Genomic DNA, 16,480 nt, shown 5'->3' with positions numbered 1-16,480 from the left:
TGCGAGACCAATCTAGTCTAACCGTAGGAATGCCGCTGACAATCGAAATTGCGCACAGTGACATTCCGAGAGCCAGGACACAAATCCGCTGAGCCGTGCATTCTCACACTCTGAACGATGACTCGCCCGTTATTCGCGACGAAGCAACTCGTGTTGCATTGCGAGGATATTCGGGTCAAACACCCAGTGCGGTAAGGTTGATTGCTTGGCGACTTCGGTGAGCCACTGTCGGGCTTTCGCGGGGGCGTTTCGGTCGATCAAGCTTCGTAAGTCATGGATCAGCAGCGGATTGTCGCCATAGTAGGAATGCCCGATCAGACTGGTGTCGATCGCGGAAGCGTCGATCGTTTCCAAACCTTCGACCGTGACCAAGTACTCGCCGGACAGCCCGGCTCGTGTGTGCCCGTGAATTTTCGCGGACGCAATCAGAGCACGGTCTTTCGACGAGGCGTACATGGTCACGCGGTCCGCCATTTCGCGAGCGGCGGGAAGATAACGATTGCGAAAGGCGGAGGCGTCTACATCGGGAGCCGCCATGATGATCTGCCCTAATCGTAGTTTCCGGGATTCGGACCCGAAACTTTTGTTTTCGAGAGACATCCGCTCGAGTGCCTGGACGAGTATCCGGTTGCCCATACTGTGTGCGATCACGTGGACCTTCTCGGCTCCACTTTCTTCGATGACCGTTTTCAGCGTTTGTTCGAATTGCAATACGGCCCAATCCACGCTGGCTTCATCGTAGGTGTAAGACGCGGTCTCACCTTGCGATGGCCAACTGTAACACAATGCGGCTCCATCAAATTCCAAGTCGTACCAAATCTGAGCCGTCCGCCGAACCGCCTTCGCGAAACTCACGTTGTAACCGTGGATAAACACGAAGGCCTCGTGTCGTTTCGAATTGACGATGACATTCTGTAAATCGAGAAGCAACTCATCTTCGGGCATTCGAATGGTGCGTTGTAGTACGATGTGCTTTTGGGGGTCCTGCGAGAACTCCATTCGCATCAGCGAAGCGGTTTCGAATTGGCCGGGCTGGTGATTAGGCGGAAGCGTGACTTCGCAGCGTCCCCATTCCATTTGAGGAACACCATCAACTTCATGCCGACTCGGACCATACACACGGTCTCCATAATCCGCCGCCCGGTCCCAAGCCTCAGCTTGCAAACTGGCATCTTGGAACATCCACACCGAGACCCCGCCACAGGCGATCATGCCCAGCCCCAGCAAAATTCGCCGCCGGTGCAAGAGCATCGCTATCGCGAACAGACCGGCCAAACCACCAACGATGGCCGGTGGCAGGTAGAACATTTGGAATCGACGTGTTGGAGTTAACGCAATCGCAGATTCAGGGTTGCGATCCGTTGCGTAGAAGACTTGAACAACCCGACTCCGCTCGGCTGGCTCCTCCGAGACGTCTTCCGCAGCCATTTCTTCGGGGATAGGTTCTTCGGCTGGCGGTTGTGCCAGAATTTCCGGTTTGGGTGGGGCCATCATTTCAACGCCGGGCTGATCCGGTGCGGCCATCATTTCTCGGGGTTCACTCGCAAGCTGCTGAGGTTGGTCTGGAACTGCACGGACGGGGAGACGGTCCGGACGCATGCGAACTCGCGGTTCGGTGTCTGGGTAGTCTTCAGGAGCCGGTTCAGGAACTGGCGGAAGCGGAACCAATGGCCCCGCGATATTCGGTTCGCCACTTCCGTCCTCCGGCACGACAGGTTCGACCATGTCTTCCGTCGTATCGGGAACGTCCACATCCGCAGGGTCCACCGGGGAGCGGAACTCTTCTTCGTCTTTTGAAGCAGCTCGATCCTCGCCCGATTGTTGAGCGCAGCCAGCCATCACCATACCCAACCAGCACATCAGTAGAAGTAAACTACGCATTGCGGATGAATCCTTTTTCCCCAGCGAACCGCGAATCCATGACACGGATTGTATTCAGAACCGCAATCCTGCACAGACGAATCTCCGAGGGGAATTTTAGCCGTGTCTCGGTAGTCCGGTCTCAGTTTGTTCAATTTGGTCTTTCCGAATGCAATTTGTTCCGCAATCCGGTTGGGCAATCTGCGGTCACTTTGCGGGAAATGTCGAAAACGCCAGCGAAAACTGCGTTTTCCAAATTATTTTTCGAATTGGCACTCCGCTTGCTAACCGTCCTATCAACCTCAACATTTCAACTCGATTTCAATTCAAGACGGATTCGATATACGGGTCCAGAGAGGACAGCTATGCACATCGCCAGCACCGCCAATCTTTTGGCCTCGATTTCCGACGACATGGACAACACCACCAGCGCCGTCGATTTGCGTGATGCTCTGGTTTATCAACCCGACGCCGACGAGCTTGGATTCGACCCCGACGACTTCGAATAAATCTTGAATCGTGTCGGGATTCTAACCGCAGATTTCATAAATGAGGTGTTCGGCCCCTGCCGGTTGCGAGCACTGATACAGATCGCAAATACAGTTCCAATTCAAATCAACCAGACGTCGAATCTGGCAAAATCGCCGTCTGATAATCTGAAGCAACCATGCGGATTCGCCCGTAATTTGTTGCTGTCATTGCCTTTACCGAAACCTGTCAGCTAATCAATTAGCTGGCAGGTTTCTTTCGTTTCCATACCCTCATGTCCTGCTATAATACCCCAACCCTGCCAATATCCTTCCATACTTTCGCATCAATCACTTTTGATATTGTGCACAGTATTACATTATTTTGTGCCCTGTTTCTTTCCTAGAGGTTAATGATGAGACCTGCCCTGAACCCCCGGCGTACCGGATTCACGCTGATTGAACTGTTGGTGGTGATAGCAATTATTGCCATTTTGATTGCCCTGCTTTTGCCTGCGGTCCAGCAGGCACGTGAAGCGGCTCGTCGGATGTCGTGTAAGAACAACCTCAAACAAATTGGGGTCGCGATGCACAACTTTCATGACACCAACCAAGAATTGCCCGCCGGTTATAGTTTCAATGACATTGCCAATGCTGCGAACTGGACGAAAGCCTGGGGTTGGGGGGCACGAATTCTGCCATTTATCGAACAAGAAAACTTGTACAACCTGCTCGGTGTCGGCACACGCGAATTCAACGAAGCACTTCCAGGTAACGACTCTTCAAGTTGGCCCGCCGACATCGTAGCAGCGATCCGTACACCGCTTTCGATTTACCGCTGCCCCAGTGACATCACGCCTGGAGATATCAACACCAGCGCCGATTTTTGTCACAGCGGCGGTCCCGACGATACGAAACCCGCAGTTAGCAACTATATCGGTGTGTACGCTTATCAGTACAGCAACTGGAACGCGAGCGGAGCTGTCTCCGAGAAACACGGAGCGATTGGAGCTCAAGAGGGGACCACGTTTGCGGACATCATCGACGGCACGTCGAACACGTTTCTTGTTGGCGAACGCGGTTGGGACCACCAAGCGGGTTATTGGGTCGGTGTGGGCAACGTCAATAGCGAAAGCGCGTGGTCCTCACCGAAAGTGGTGGGACGTTCGTTCTTGATGAAACTCAATCAACCTTTGACTGGTCGCTATTACTCGGCATTTTCCAGCTATCACCCTGGCGGTGCAAACTTCTTGTTGGTTGATGGCAGCGTGCGATTTATTAGCGAGACTATCCAATACAGCAATGGTCTAGACAAGAGTGGCAACCCACACCACTGGAGCACGTCGTTCGGCGACATCGACAAATCGACTATCGGTCTATATCAACGGCTCGGTTGCCGAGATGACGGCCAACCTCTCAACGGCGAGTTTTAACGACTGTTCCTACGAATTCTTCTCATGTCACGGACGCCCTGGTGTTGCAACCGGGGCGTCCCATGTTTCACTCGTCGAGGTCTTTTCATGCACCGATTGATACTACTCATACCGATGGTCTTAGGTTTCATGGGCTGTGGCAATGGTTTGTCGACACTCGAAGGCACCGTGACGGTTGATGGAAATCCCGCACCAGAGGGCATCAATCTTTCGTTCACTCCAGCGGACGGCACCGGATCACCTTCGTATGCCAGTACCGATGCCGACGGCCATTACGAAGCTGCCTTCAGCTTTCAGAAAAAAGGTATCAAAGCCGGTGAGCATCGCGTGCAATTGGTTCCTGGAAACGATTCTGGAAGCAACACGATGCCCCAGATCGGGCCGGACGGCAAGCCAGTCCCGTCATCCAAACCGAAACGACCGCAATTTCCTAAGGAATACTATCAAGAGATTCAGCTGATCACAGTCGAGTCCGGACACAACACAATCGATCTCGATTTGAAATCGACTAACGGCAATTGATGGCCGGTTTCAGTCCCACCACCAAGGATGCGACTCTGGTGCGGCTTCTTCCAGCGCGCCCTTGCGGATTCCGTTGAGCCGACCGGCGGTTTCGGTAGAGAATTCCGCGTTGCGAATGGTTTGCATCGGGTCGACAATCACGCCGCCCCCGATCAATCCGACCAGCGTCTGTCCAACGCGTTTGAAATTAGCCGCCGTGCTGACGTGTTTTGGCGGTTCGATGCGGGCAAAGTGAGCTCGCTGTTCGTCCAGGAATAACGACATCCGCCAACCGACCCGTTGTGGCAATCGGTCTTTCTTCATCAAAGCCGCTAGAATGACTAAATCCAGCTGATTCTGCAGCTCGGCAAATACGGGCGTGGTGGCGGCGATTTCGGGAAATTTCTCTGTGAAGTTCTTGGCAAACCGCTGCGTCGAAACCCGTGTGAAGGGGGCATCGCTGCGTTTTCCGGCTCCGTCGACGTATTCTTCTTGAGACATCACTTGAGCCCGCTGCCCGGAAATAGCGTAGGCGGTTTTGTCGTCGTTGGTTTGGAAGGCGTCGTAAAGTGGTGTGATCCAAAATCGTTGCATACTGTTGCCCCGGAGACCGACCCCCGCGAGTTGGCTTTGAAACCCTTTCACCGGCGGACGTTCGAGTCCCAACGACATGAGTTTCATTCGCCAATCGGCTTCCACCAGAGCCACACCGAAGTGCGAATCCGCGGGAATTCCCCATACGCGGACGTTCTGCAAACCCAGAATTTGAGCCATCGCCCGATATCGCTGAGCCGCCACCGCCGGGGACGCGGGCGTGCTATTCGCTCGCACCCACTGCTGCAACTGAGCAAGACGTTGTTCATCCGGGTCGATCGAACATCCAAGCGAACTCGTGCGTTCCAACGTCCGCAGTGCAATCATCAAGTCATCGAGACGCAACGGCGGGCGACCGGTTTCCGTGCCCCGCACTCGACCGACATCATCCGGTGCAAACCCTTCCGCCGGTCCCGCGAGGACGAGGTCCTTCCCGTCTTCGTCGAGGAACACATAGTCGATCCGCGTGAGCCCCGCGAGGAACTGCATCTCAACGGGAATCGGTGTCCCATCGGTGAGATGCTTTTCGATGGTTTGTTCCATCCGAACCAAGGAAATTTTTCGCAGTTCGCTGGTTTGATTGACATCGGCGTTGAGGGTTTTCTCAGCCAAAGCTTGCATCTTCGCTTGCGTGAGCTTGAGCGATTGCTTCTGACCGAATTTGGGCGAGACCACACCCTGTGCATCAATGTCGATGCCCCCCGCGTTCCCGCCGACTCCGCCGGCCACTTGGCCTTGCTGACCGCCGGCGACCTGGCCCTGTTGCCCACCCGCAACTTGGCCTTGTTGTCCGCCCTGCACCGCGACGCCGCCGCCAACCGGTGCGAATCCCTGAGCCTGAACAACGGAATCGACCAAAATCGCCAGAACGAAACCAATCACCCAACGCATCGCAAACTCCTGACCGGCCCGCTCAGAGATTTGGGAATCGCAGCATTTTGAACCAATGGCACAACTCTGCGACACGCGTTTGTCCGTGGATTATCCACAACGCTCGCGAGTTTCGGCAACACTGGCTGATTTCACGATACCAGAATCATTCGCCGCGGTACACGCAGCCGGACGTGCAGGTCTCGCGGACTTCCACCCGGTCCAACAAGGGCAATTGGCTTGCCAATCGCTGCCAAATCCAACGCGCGATGTTCTCGCTGGTCGGGTTCTCCAACCCTTCAATCTCATTGAGATAGTAGTGATCCAGCTGATCGATGAGCGGAGCGCACGCCTTCTTGATCTCGGAGAAATCCATCACCCAACCGGTTTCCGCATCCACCGGCCCCGATACCCAAACCCGCACACGAAACGAATGCCCGTGCAATCGCCGACACTTGTGCCCCTCCGGCAAATTCGGCAACCGATGAGCCGCTTCGAATGTGAGATCTTTGTAGAGTTCCATTGGGCGGATATCTTCCATTGATCAATCGAGGAAGATTCGCTGGTAATCTTCGTATGCCACGTCGAGCACGTCGCGCCCGTCTTCGGTGGCTCGATAGAGGATGTAGTCATCGCTGCGGGAAATCTCTTGCACGATTTCGACGGTTACATCGTCGTCGTAGTACCAATCCTTCCGCATCAGCCAGCCCATGATCTCTTGCAGACCGGTTTCGCTCGTAGGTAGGAAGACCTCGCCATCCATGCGGAGTTGGTAGCCGTATTCCTCGATTTTCGGCCAAGGCATGTCGGTGTCTTCGCCGACCCAATACGGCTGCAGCACGCTTTCATCCGACGGCTTCACATTCGGATTATGTAGCATGTCGATCGCGTTCCAGGGGCAGATCTCCAGCGTGTAGTGGTCGTTGCTCTCCGACGGCACCCGATAACACAGCTGGCAACCGATGCACCGAGACGTATCAATTTGGTGGTAGCTTTCCGAGGGAATCGGATCAACCACTTCGTAGATGCAATCCACCGGGCATTGCGTTGCACAGGCATTACAGGAGGTGCAATTGTCTTTGTTGATAACCGCCAGGTACCGAGTTTCTTTTTTCCGATCGGCCTTACGGGTCTCAAAGTATTTTTGCATCGAAATCGTCATCGACGAACCCATCCGCTGCGGAACCGAGAATTTTCAATTTGCCAGATTGTAACCGGCGACATCGTCAAAGGGTAGGTCGAACCGCCGACCATTCGTAAAACGCACGTTCAGATGCTCGACACGCGGCTCATTTGCCTTCTTGGGACGCGGTCCGACTCATGGCTCGCAGAATTTGCTCATTCGCAACTTGAACCATCCGCGAGCGATCAATGGGCTTCGTGAGGAACTCGTCACACCCGGCCGCAAGACATTTCTCGCGGTCGCTGATCATGGAATGGGCCGTCAGTGCGACAATTGGCCAATCGTACCCGCGTGAACGCAGGCATGATGTCGCTTCATAGCCATCCATGATCGGCATTTGCATGTCCATGAGGATGACATGGAAGGGCGACTCCGTCTGCCAGGCATCGATGGCGGTTTCGACGGCTAGCTGTCCGTTCTCCACCATCGTCACATCGGCACCGGCCTTCTTGAGAATAAAGGAAATCAGGCGTTGATTGTCGATTCCGTCTTCTGCGAGCAGTATCCGGCAGCCGGGTTCGAGCTTGGTCGCGGTTACACTTGGTTGCGTTGACGGTTCGAGAGTCCATACTCGCGGCGGGGCGTCGGACGTTATCGCACTGGTTTCCGCATCGATCTGGAAGGAGTCCACGTTCATCCAAAATCGGAATGTGGTCCCTTCGTTTGGTTCCGACTGTAGGACGACGATATCGCCTCCCAACATTTCGGAAAGCCGTTTGCAAACCGATAACCCCAACCCCGTGCCGCCAAATTGACGGGTTGTTGTTTCATTTGCCTGAGTGAATGGCCGGTAAAGCGTTTGCTGCTCTTCCACCGTCATTCCGATTCCGGTGTCGATGACGTCGAACTCAAGTCGAGCCGTCGGCTCCTGCGTGAACTGCACGCGGACAGCCACGTGTCCCGACTGCGTGAATTTGATCGAATTGCCAATCAGATTGACCAACACTTGCCGAATCCGAGTCGGATCGGATTTCACGGTCGCAGGCATCGGCTCGCAAACCTCGATTTTGAAATCCAATTTCTTCGACTCGGCACGGAACCGCATCAAGCTGACGACTTCTTCGAGCAATCGTCTTGGAGAAAACGAGACATTTTCCACCGTCATCTTGCCGGCTTCGATCTTCGAGAGATCGAGGATATCGTTGATGACCGTGGTGAGGTGTTCTCCATTCTGTTGGATCGTTTTCAACGCCCTATTTCGTTCGTGCGGTGAATCGGCAAATTCGGGGTCGTTTCGCAAGACTTCGACATACCCCAGAATAGCCGTCATGGGGGTCCGGATCTCGTGGCTCATATTGGCAAGAAAAGCGCTTTTCGCGATGGAAGCCGCTTCGGCCGACTGACGGGCTCGCTGGAGTTGCTGATTGGACCGCAGTGGTAGGTAAACGAGAATTCCCGTCAACAGTGCGATCGCTCCGCCAATTACACGCAATGATATGGACGACGGTGCACGAATCGGCCACCCCGATTTGGGCACTCCCAAGAGTTGCCAAGCCCCTGTCGGCAGCGAAATCTCCAGCTCCAGGGGAGCGAGTTCTTCAATGGTGGAGTTCCCGAAAATGTATTTGGTCCGTTCATTTCGTTTGTCGTGGCTACGGATGGCGAATTGCACTCCGCTTGGTTGTTCATCCACGAGTTCTGAAAAAAGTTCCTCCGCATCGAACAGAATGGAAACCATTCCCCAATACTCGCCAGCCCGCGGATGATCGAGAGTCTCTGCCACATAGACAGGAGCTCGGTTGATGAAGGCATTTCCCCCTTGAACGAGTTTCACTGGACCATCAAGCCATGGTTGTCCCGTTCGCATGGCTTCGCGTGCGGCCAACGCTTGTGTGGGATGCTTCAGCAAATCTAAGCCAATTGCTCCCTCGTTCCCCTCGCGAGGAAAGACGTCGCTGATGATGTTGTCTTTCAGCAGTGAGAAACTGCGGACACCTTCGCATTCCTTCATCATCGCGGATGCCAAGTTCGCGAATTCTCGCGAGTCGATGTCCGGGTTTGTCGAGACATGGGCTCGCAAGCCACGAATCAGATGCACACGGGTGTTGATTGCGATTTCCGCGTGAGCCCGCAGGGTGGTGAGTTGTTCGAGTGTGCTGTTTTGAACACTTTTGCGGTATTGCACATTCTTCGAACGATCGACATCCAGCACCACCAGGAAAACGACCATTGCGACGAAGAATCCCGCTATAACAGGACTAATTCGGAGAATGTGTCGTTGCAAATCGCGCCATGCCATCGCACGACAGCCTCAATGAAGATCTGGTGATCCCAATCGGAACCGGTTGGTTGGTCCAACTATAGAATGAAGTTTAGATTCGTAGCGAACAATCCGTCCGACATCCAAAATCGCGAGCATTTCTTCGCGTCAATATTCCGATGAGATGGGTCAATCGATACACAGACGCCATGTCGAGTCACTGGAAACGCGGTGTTTTTGGAATTATCCGAATTCCTAAGTCGGCAAGCATCTTATCAAGATCAAACGAACAGGATAACCGCCGCATCTCACCATACCCAGAGGAAGCCAAACTCCGCAAGTAGGCCCCGTATTACCCGATCATGCATCGAAACTCACACTGTCTGGGTCCGCTAGAAGTCGGCCCAAAAAGAAACGACGCAAGAGCCGATTCCGATTGTTCGGCTCTTGCGTCGTTGTATGTTGTATTCGTCAGCTGTCCCGTCACAGATATTTAACGAGACTAGGATGCCCCCAAGTTATTCTTCTCGTAAAAGGAATCGGGGTCTCGTTTCAGAAATTCGATCATTGACGGCAATGTCTCTGCTAGTTCATGTCGCGGTTCCCAATCGAGTTTCGTTCGAGCCGCGTCGACGTTGACGTTGTAATTGGCGTCCGCGAGATCCACCATCCACGGTTTGATAAAGGGTGAGTCATCATCAGAGGCCAGATGCCCCTGCACCCACGCGCCGGCTTTGGCAACAACCTTGGGTATCCGAATTGTCGTCCATTCTTTCCCGTGGATCAGTTCGCCAATCCGATCTTGGAGTTCGCCATAACTGAGCACTTCAGGTTCACCGACCAAGAAAATCTCTTCGCGTCCCAATTCGTTGCGCTTCTCGATCACACGATGAATGCAGCGGGCCAAATCTTCCAAGTGCACCAACGTCTGCCCGTGACTCGTATCCCCTGGGAAGACCCAACTCTCAAGCTGCTTCTCGTAGATCCGCGTGATCTGTTGCGAGAGCGGCAGCGAATGACACTCTTCGTCATAAACCCCGGCGATTCTCAAGAAGACAACAGGCGTCTCCCCCCGCTCCTCTCGAATGACATCTTCCGCATCCAGCTTCGATTGTGGATAAGCCCACTCCGCACAGGTTTCGGAAGTTTCGTCGATCTCACCTTCTTGCGGCTTCATCACCAGCAAGCTACTTGAGAAGACGAACTGATCCACCGTCAGGCTCGCTTGCTTCAATTGCCGCAGAAATTTTCGCGTTCCCTCGACGGTCAACTGATCGTAAAGTGGGCTCGGTTCTCCGGAGAAATTGTAGTAGGCCACCAAGTGGATCACACTGGCGATTCGCGGCCCGTGCTGCTCGCGAACGCTCTCGCAAGCCGCCTTCACGCTACTCTCATCTGTAAAGTCGGTCTCAATGAAATCCACTTGATCCCGCATTGTCTGCGGCGGATTTTGGTCGAGCACCACCAACTCGTACTGTTGGCCCAGTTCATCGAGGACATGAGTTCCAATCAGGCCACTCCCCCCGGTGACAACAACGACGGGTTTGCTCGCGTTCGAGTGATCTTGCGGTTGTGACATGGTCGCTCTTCGTTGAAAAGATCAGAAAACGAGTGCAACGACGATTCAACGCCGTCTGACAAAACACCTCGCGGGTTCCCCCTTCGATTACGATGCGGTATCACAGTCCCGCATCATCCAGGCTTGCGTCCGTAGATGAGCCTCGTAACGGTCCACGAGTCGCTGCAGAAACTCCTTCACGGTTTCTGCATTCACCTGCTGAGCAAGCTGCGTGTAGAACATGCTGAGCGACTGATAGAACCTCATTGTGGACTCGTAGACCTCATCGAGGCTCATTTCGGGTCGCAACTTCAACGACTCGAGACGTTCGATACATTCACCATCAGGGACGTATTGAATCCACGTATCGAGAATATCCGACTTGGACTCGGCCGTGATCAGTTCCAGCAACTCGATTTCACTTTTCTCGGTCGCTGCAAGCCAACGCAGAAGGTAGTCCTTACTGGAACTGTCAGGACATTGGCCATCGTGTTGAATACCGGTTCGAAACCGCTGATGGTACTGCTGAACCCGCTCCAGAATTGTCCGAAGTGGTTCGTAGGTTGCATCCGCGTGTTGACTGGTCTTAGAATTCTTAATGGGATCATTCATGAGATTACTCCTCTCTCCGAGCATGTTGTGCACGAACCGTGCCAGCCATCCTCAAGCCCCCAAAGACCAGCGAAAACCAAGGGAAATCGAACCTATGATTGGCGTCGCCCTTCTGGTTGCCAGTTCATCGACCACTCTGGGGCCAAAGTGACCATCGATCGCACTCCGATTTGCCAATTGGCCGGGTTTGTCCGCTCTGACGAGATTGGTCTACCGATTGCTGGGAGTCATGTTCAGATTTCAACATTCGACTCCCGGGGACACCAGTGCCATGAACAGCCAGTCGACAACGTCGCAGGAGGAACAAAATGCGTGTCGTGACGACGCGATCCCACAACCGTGGAAGTACAACCCATCGGCGTGGAGCCAAAGGATTCCCATCTGCGTTTTGGCGATGGTGGCCTTCGCAATCGCAACATACATGGGCATGTATCAATGGCGATTGATTGACGACGTTTGGGATCCCGTGTTTGGCGAGCAAACGGCGTCGGTTCTCGACTCCGACGTTTCCGAAGAAATGCGTTACTGGTTTCTTGTCCCGGATGCGATTTTCGGAGCCTTGGCCTACCTTGGCGACGCCATTTTCGGATTGGCTGGTTCTCAGCGACGCTGGCAATATCGCCCGTGGCTGGTCTTGATCTTCGGAATTGACGTCATCCCGCTTGGTCTCGTGAGCGTGATCCTCGTCATCTTGCAAGGCACGGCTGTCGGTTCCTGGTGTTTCCTCTGCCTGGTCACCGCAGTCATTTCTCTCATCTTAGTTGTGCTCGCGTTTGACGAAGTTTGGTCATGTCTGCTGTATCTCTATCGTGTGTGGACTCAGACTGATGACCGTTCCATCTTTTGGAAAATCTTCTTCGGCGTTCGTACCCCTGAAGGAGATAAGATCGCCGCTCAGATGATCACCTTCCCAGAAACAAAGAAAGCATGAGGACGATATGTGGAGTCGAGATCTTGAAGGTACTCTCGGTTGTTGGTTAATCATGAGTCCGTTGATCTTCTATTACGGACAACCCAACTACGGTCTTTGGGAACACAATCTCATTTGCGGTAGTGTTGTCATTCTGTTGGCCATACTGTCTTACTGGAGACCAACGCGTGCTGCACATTGGCTTCAACCACTCGTTGGATGTTGGTTAGTCGCATTTGCTTATCTCAAAGGATTTGGCGACGCAACGGCAATGGCGCAGAACCATCTTCTCGTCGGATTGCTGCTCATGATGTTCGGAGTCATCCCAAATCGAGCCACTGCGCCTCCAAAAGCTTGGCAGCTACCGCATCCCGACAACATCTATCCCGAAACGCCACTGACGTCCAATGACTAGTAATCTCAAAGATCTATCGCGTCGGCCAACATTATCCTGCATCTTTCATCCAAGAACATCAGACGGCCGGCCGCACGACAAGACTAGCACCAACATAGACATCACACTGAAAGCTTATGAATTTTAGTAATGTCATTCCCCAATGGTACACGGACACACACCCCGTTTGGCAAGCATTGCTCGCTGGGTGTTTTACCTGGGGAGTGACCGCAGTCGGCGCATCCCTTGTCTTTACAACTCGGACTGTCAATCGCAAATTTCTTGACGCAATGTTAGGGTTTGCTGCGGGAGTCATGATAGCGGCTAGTTTTTGGTCTCTATTGGCTCCTGCAATTGAAGTATCCCAGGAGTCAACATCAATTCCGGCGTGGCTTCCAGCCGTGATCGGCTTCCTAACTGGAGGGGCTTTCCTCTGGGTGATTGACCAAACAATACCGCATTTACATCCGGATCTCCCAATCGAGAAATCCGAAGGACACAAAACGGCTTGGGAACGGAGCGTTTTGCTAGTCCTAGCGATTACCATTCACAATATCCCCGAAGGACTTGCCGTAGGTGTCGCATTTGGTGGAGCAACTGCAGGACTAACATCAGCAACGATCGGTGGAGCGATCGCATTGGCAATCGGGATCGGTCTCCAAAACTTTCCCGAGGGCATTGCAGTCGCGATGCCCTTGCGGGGCGACGGTTTAACTCAACGGCAGTGCTTCTTCTATGGACAGATCTCTGGCATTGTCGAGCCTATTGCCGCAGTCCTAGGTGCCGCGGCAGTCGTCTACGCCGCACCAATCCTTCCCTATGCACTATCCTTTGCCGCCGGTGCGATGATCTACGTGGTCGTTGAAGAGTTGATCCCACAATCTCAACATGAAGGAAATGTGGATTGGTCGACACTATGGCTAATGATTGGCTTTGGAATCATGATGGTACTGGACGTGGCGCTCGGCTGACGCAATGGCACGTCCGCCATACAACACGGAAATCGATCGACGAAATCAACCTGTCACCTATGCGAAAGACGGCTCATAACAATGAAGAATCTGGGGCACTCCTTATTCGCAAAGATCAGAGAACAATCGACAGAACAAGATCCACCTCAACTGCACGAGACACACATTTCATGGGTAATCCTTGATGGAGACTACGCGTGGAAAATCAAAAAGCCCGTCGACTTAGGATTTGCGGACTTCTCCACATTGGAGAAGCGTCACCACTACTGCAACGAAGAAATCCGATTGAACCGACGACTGGCACCGGAACTCTACTTGGATGTGGTCCCAATCACCGGAAGCATCGAGAATCCACAACTGGAAGGAAATGGACTACCAATTGACTATGCAGTCAAAATGAAGCGTTTCAACTCGGATCAACTCCTCCAACAGGTCGCCGCCGATGGCGACCTGAAACAAAACCACATTGACGAACTGGCGGAGATGCTAGCCCAGTTCCATACAAACATCGACACTGCGGAACTCGATTCAGCGTACGGAACCAGCAATCTGATCTGGCAAGCCGTCGAGGGGTGCATCGCCCCTCTTCAGAAACAACTCACAGACGAGGCCCAGTTGCAGCGGCTCAAACGAATATCAAGCCAACTCCATGAACATTGGAAATGTTCTGCCGCTAACTGGCAGATGCGACGTGAAAACGGCTATATCCGAGAATGTCATGGCGACTTACATTTAGGCAACATTGCTCTCGTGAATGGTAGAGTTACCGTATTTGACGGTATTGACTTCAATCCAGAACTTCGCTGGATCGACGTCATGTGCGAAATTGCTTTCATCATGATGGACCTCGAGTACCGAAATCTTCGTCCATATGCCTATCGACTGCTCAATCGCTATCTCGAACTGACCGGAGACTATGACGGCGTGAACTTGCTTCCATTCTACGTGTCCTATCGTGCGCTCGTCCGCGCAAAAGTGAAGGCAATTCGATGGAGTCAAAACGATGATCAACACGATATTCCGCATGAAGAAATTCAGGCGATGGATGCATTGATACGTTTGGCCGAAGAATACTCGAATCCTGGCCGGTCTCCGTTGCTGATCACTCATGGCTTCTCGGGAAGCGGAAAGACAACGGTGACGCAGACTGCACTTGAACAACATGCCGCAATCCGTGTTCGATCCGATGTCGAACGCAAACGTCTATTTAACCATCTAATCAAAGACGCGAACCTATACTCGAACGATGCAACCACGAAGACTTACGAACGGCTTGCCCAAGTTGCGGCATTGGTAGTTAACACTCGCTTCCCAGTCATTGCTGATGCGACATTCCTTAAAAAAGACCGCCGAGCACGGTTTCGCCATATTGCAGAACGTAATGACGTCGAATTCATCATTCTCGACCTACAAGCCCCCACCGAAACTCTACAGTCACGTGTCACTGCACGAAGCAAGCAAGCCGATGACGTTTCCGACGCGGATCTGCGAGTACTCGAAATGCAACTCACGAACAATGAACCGTTTGAGGAATACGAACGCAACTTCGTGTACGAGATCGATACAACTAAAGACATTGAACGGCCGATCCAGAAGATGTTCGATCATCGTTAGCGATTTAGTCCCTGAGTGCCAATTGGGCTGCAAGACAGCCAACGAATGCTAGACGACCAAGATCGCCAACAAACAGGATCAAGGAGACACTCAGGCATGACGCAGACAGAAACGACAGCACTCCGCCCCATTGAGATCGGCTTAATCATCGCCGAAGAGTTGGATCAACCTACGACGCAAGCGCTACAGCAGTTTCGATTAAGTCTGCAGGAGAGTCTCTCAACTAGTTTCCCAGATTTTGAATGGGAGTTTCAGACGGTGTGGCGACGCGAACTGACTTCCACCAATACCCGAGCCGAGCCTGTAGTTCTCCTGGACATTGCGAGAGAAGAACGTGACGCCCGCGATTGGGATTTTGTGTTTGTTGTCACACCCGCCGACCTCGTTTCGCATTACAAGCCGTTTGCATACGGCATTGTGTCCCGATCGATGGATTCCGCAGTCCTCTCAACCGCTCGGCTTGACCCTCGCACAGAAGACCATTCGGTAGACTCTTCAGTTCGGGTTCGTTGCCTTGCTGGTCGACTTAAGACTCTAGCACGGCAGGCATTTGGTCAGATCAACTCTCTTGATTGTGAAAGGGAATCTGACACGATTATGAACAGAATTCAGACGCTCGTCGACTTAGACTCACTAGACGACGCCGATTGGTCCGACCAGCAACGTGAAGTCCTCAAGGACAACTTGAGTCTAATTGCGGACCTTCGACTAGAAGAAGTCCCAGAGCAAGGCCGAATCCATCCAATTTCCTTCTACATTCAAAGTTCTTGGCTGAATCGCCATGAAATTGCGGATGCTGTGATTGGCGCAAGACCCTGGGAATTTCCCGTGCGTCTAAACCGCCTCACGACGGCAGCCTTGTCGAGTTCCTTGATACTTATCGTGACTGCCGAGGCCTGGGAACTCTCCGTCGTCCAGCCGATTGCTCTCTCCGTATTTCTTGCAATCGCAACGATTCTCGTGACCGCTGGTTATGTCACGGTTCGACAGCAACTCCTCGTCCGACGTGAACAGCGAATGAGTGAGCAATCAGTCATCACGAATGTCACATCAGTTTCTGTCGTACTCATCGGCATGCTAGCAATGTATGCCGCGACGTTTGCACTCTTGACTGCTGTCACATGTTTGCTATTTCAGCCTGAACTCATAAAGCGATGGACTGGCCTCGACGACATTACTTGGCAGGTCTATGCAATTGTTTCGGTCATTGTGGCATCGTTCTCTGTGATTGTCGGGGCTCTGGGCGCGAGTTTCGAAGAACACCGTTACTTTCGGCACATCATATTTGTGGATGAAGAAATATAGAACGAGTG

At 53.0% G+C, this 16,480-nt stretch carries 15 protein-coding genes; 8 read left to right on the top strand and 7 right to left on the bottom strand.

Annotated features, from left to right (window positions below; all coding sequences use genetic code 11):
• Nucleotides 1-129 precede the first annotated feature (129 nt).
• On the bottom strand, nucleotides 130-1,881 hold the full coding sequence (locus G6R38_RS09290) for an alpha/beta hydrolase (RefSeq protein WP_166823313.1): 1,752 nt from the start codon (nucleotides 1,879-1,881) through the stop codon (nucleotides 130-132).
• 344 nt (nucleotides 1,882-2,225) lie between these two features.
• On the opposite strand from G6R38_RS09290, the gene G6R38_RS09285 reads away from it, so the two are divergent.
• The 3 genes from G6R38_RS09285 to G6R38_RS09275 all read left to right on the top strand — a co-directional run bounded on the left by G6R38_RS09285 (nucleotide 2,226) and on the right by G6R38_RS09275 (nucleotide 4,282).
• Nucleotides 2,226-2,369 carry a hypothetical protein gene (locus G6R38_RS09285; RefSeq protein ID WP_166823310.1) on the top strand — a complete coding sequence of 48 codons (144 nt, stop codon included), beginning with the start codon at nucleotides 2,226-2,228 and terminating at the stop codon, nucleotides 2,367-2,369.
• A gap of 371 nt (nucleotides 2,370-2,740) precedes the next feature.
• Nucleotides 2,741-3,760 carry a DUF1559 domain-containing protein gene (locus G6R38_RS09280; RefSeq protein WP_166824162.1) on the top strand — a complete coding sequence of 340 codons (1,020 nt, stop codon included), beginning with the start codon at nucleotides 2,741-2,743 and terminating at the stop codon, nucleotides 3,758-3,760.
• A gap of 87 nt (nucleotides 3,761-3,847) precedes the next feature.
• Nucleotides 3,848-4,282 (top strand): Ig-like domain-containing protein, encoded by a 435-nt coding sequence (locus tag G6R38_RS09275; RefSeq protein ID WP_166823307.1) that lies wholly within the window; start codon nucleotides 3,848-3,850, stop codon nucleotides 4,280-4,282.
• A 9-nt stretch (nucleotides 4,283-4,291) separates the two neighbouring features.
• Here G6R38_RS09275 and G6R38_RS09270 read toward each other — a convergent pair whose 3' ends face one another.
• The 6 genes from G6R38_RS09270 to G6R38_RS09245 all read right to left on the bottom strand — a co-directional run bounded on the left by G6R38_RS09270 (nucleotide 4,292) and on the right by G6R38_RS09245 (nucleotide 11,278).
• Nucleotides 4,292-5,746: a DUF1598 domain-containing protein gene (locus tag G6R38_RS09270; RefSeq protein ID WP_166823304.1), complete on the bottom strand. Its 1,455-nt coding sequence runs from the start codon at nucleotides 5,744-5,746 to the stop codon at nucleotides 4,292-4,294.
• A 145-nt stretch (nucleotides 5,747-5,891) separates the two neighbouring features.
• Nucleotides 5,892-6,248 carry a 6-carboxytetrahydropterin synthase QueD gene (gene queD, locus G6R38_RS09265; protein WP_166824159.1) on the bottom strand — a complete coding sequence of 119 codons (357 nt, stop codon included), beginning with the start codon at nucleotides 6,246-6,248 and terminating at the stop codon, nucleotides 5,892-5,894.
• Nucleotides 6,249-6,269: 21 nt separating this feature from the next.
• A complete protein-coding gene (locus G6R38_RS09260) occupies nucleotides 6,270-6,887 on the bottom strand; it encodes a 4Fe-4S dicluster domain-containing protein (RefSeq protein WP_166823301.1) in 618 nt (205 codons plus the stop codon).
• A 127-nt stretch (nucleotides 6,888-7,014) separates the two neighbouring features.
• Nucleotides 7,015-9,147 carry an ATP-binding protein gene (locus G6R38_RS09255; RefSeq protein ID WP_166823298.1) on the bottom strand — a complete coding sequence of 711 codons (2,133 nt, stop codon included), beginning with the start codon at nucleotides 9,145-9,147 and terminating at the stop codon, nucleotides 7,015-7,017.
• Between the two features lie 463 nt (nucleotides 9,148-9,610).
• Nucleotides 9,611-10,687 (bottom strand): NAD-dependent epimerase/dehydratase family protein, encoded by a 1,077-nt coding sequence (locus tag G6R38_RS09250; RefSeq protein ID WP_166823295.1) that lies wholly within the window; start codon nucleotides 10,685-10,687, stop codon nucleotides 9,611-9,613.
• A gap of 87 nt (nucleotides 10,688-10,774) precedes the next feature.
• Nucleotides 10,775-11,278: a ferritin family protein gene (locus tag G6R38_RS09245; protein ID WP_166823293.1), complete on the bottom strand. Its 504-nt coding sequence runs from the start codon at nucleotides 11,276-11,278 to the stop codon at nucleotides 10,775-10,777.
• Nucleotides 11,279-11,549: 271 nt separating this feature from the next.
• Here G6R38_RS09245 and G6R38_RS09240 point away from each other — a divergent pair, with 271 nt between their 5' ends.
• The 5 genes from G6R38_RS09240 to G6R38_RS09220 all read left to right on the top strand — a co-directional run bounded on the left by G6R38_RS09240 (nucleotide 11,550) and on the right by G6R38_RS09220 (nucleotide 16,472).
• Nucleotides 11,550-12,209 (top strand): vitamin K epoxide reductase family protein, encoded by a 660-nt coding sequence (locus tag G6R38_RS09240; RefSeq protein WP_166823290.1) that lies wholly within the window; start codon nucleotides 11,550-11,552, stop codon nucleotides 12,207-12,209.
• 7 nt (nucleotides 12,210-12,216) lie between these two features.
• Complete coding sequence (locus G6R38_RS09235) at nucleotides 12,217-12,603, top strand: SPW repeat domain-containing protein (RefSeq protein ID WP_166823287.1); 387 nt, start codon at nucleotides 12,217-12,219, stop codon at nucleotides 12,601-12,603.
• Nucleotides 12,604-12,719: 116 nt separating this feature from the next.
• Nucleotides 12,720-13,553, top strand: a complete 834-nt coding sequence (locus G6R38_RS09230; protein ID WP_166823284.1) for a ZIP family metal transporter — start codon at nucleotides 12,720-12,722, stop codon at nucleotides 13,551-13,553.
• 285 nt (nucleotides 13,554-13,838) lie between these two features.
• Entirely contained in the window at nucleotides 13,839-15,167 is a 1,329-nt protein-coding gene (locus G6R38_RS09225; protein ID WP_166823280.1) for a bifunctional aminoglycoside phosphotransferase/ATP-binding protein, read from the top strand.
• Between the two features lie 96 nt (nucleotides 15,168-15,263).
• A complete protein-coding gene (locus G6R38_RS09220; RefSeq protein WP_166823275.1) occupies nucleotides 15,264-16,472 on the top strand; it encodes a hypothetical protein in 1,209 nt (402 codons plus the stop codon).
• The last annotated feature ends 8 nt before the right edge of the window (nucleotides 16,473-16,480 follow it).

It is taken from the genome of Thalassoroseus pseudoceratinae (genome assembly GCF_011634775.1).
GTDB classification, from domain to species: domain Bacteria; phylum Planctomycetota; class Planctomycetia; order Planctomycetales; family Planctomycetaceae; genus Thalassoroseus; species Thalassoroseus pseudoceratinae.
This window is presented reverse-complemented; position numbering and strand designations above follow the sequence as displayed.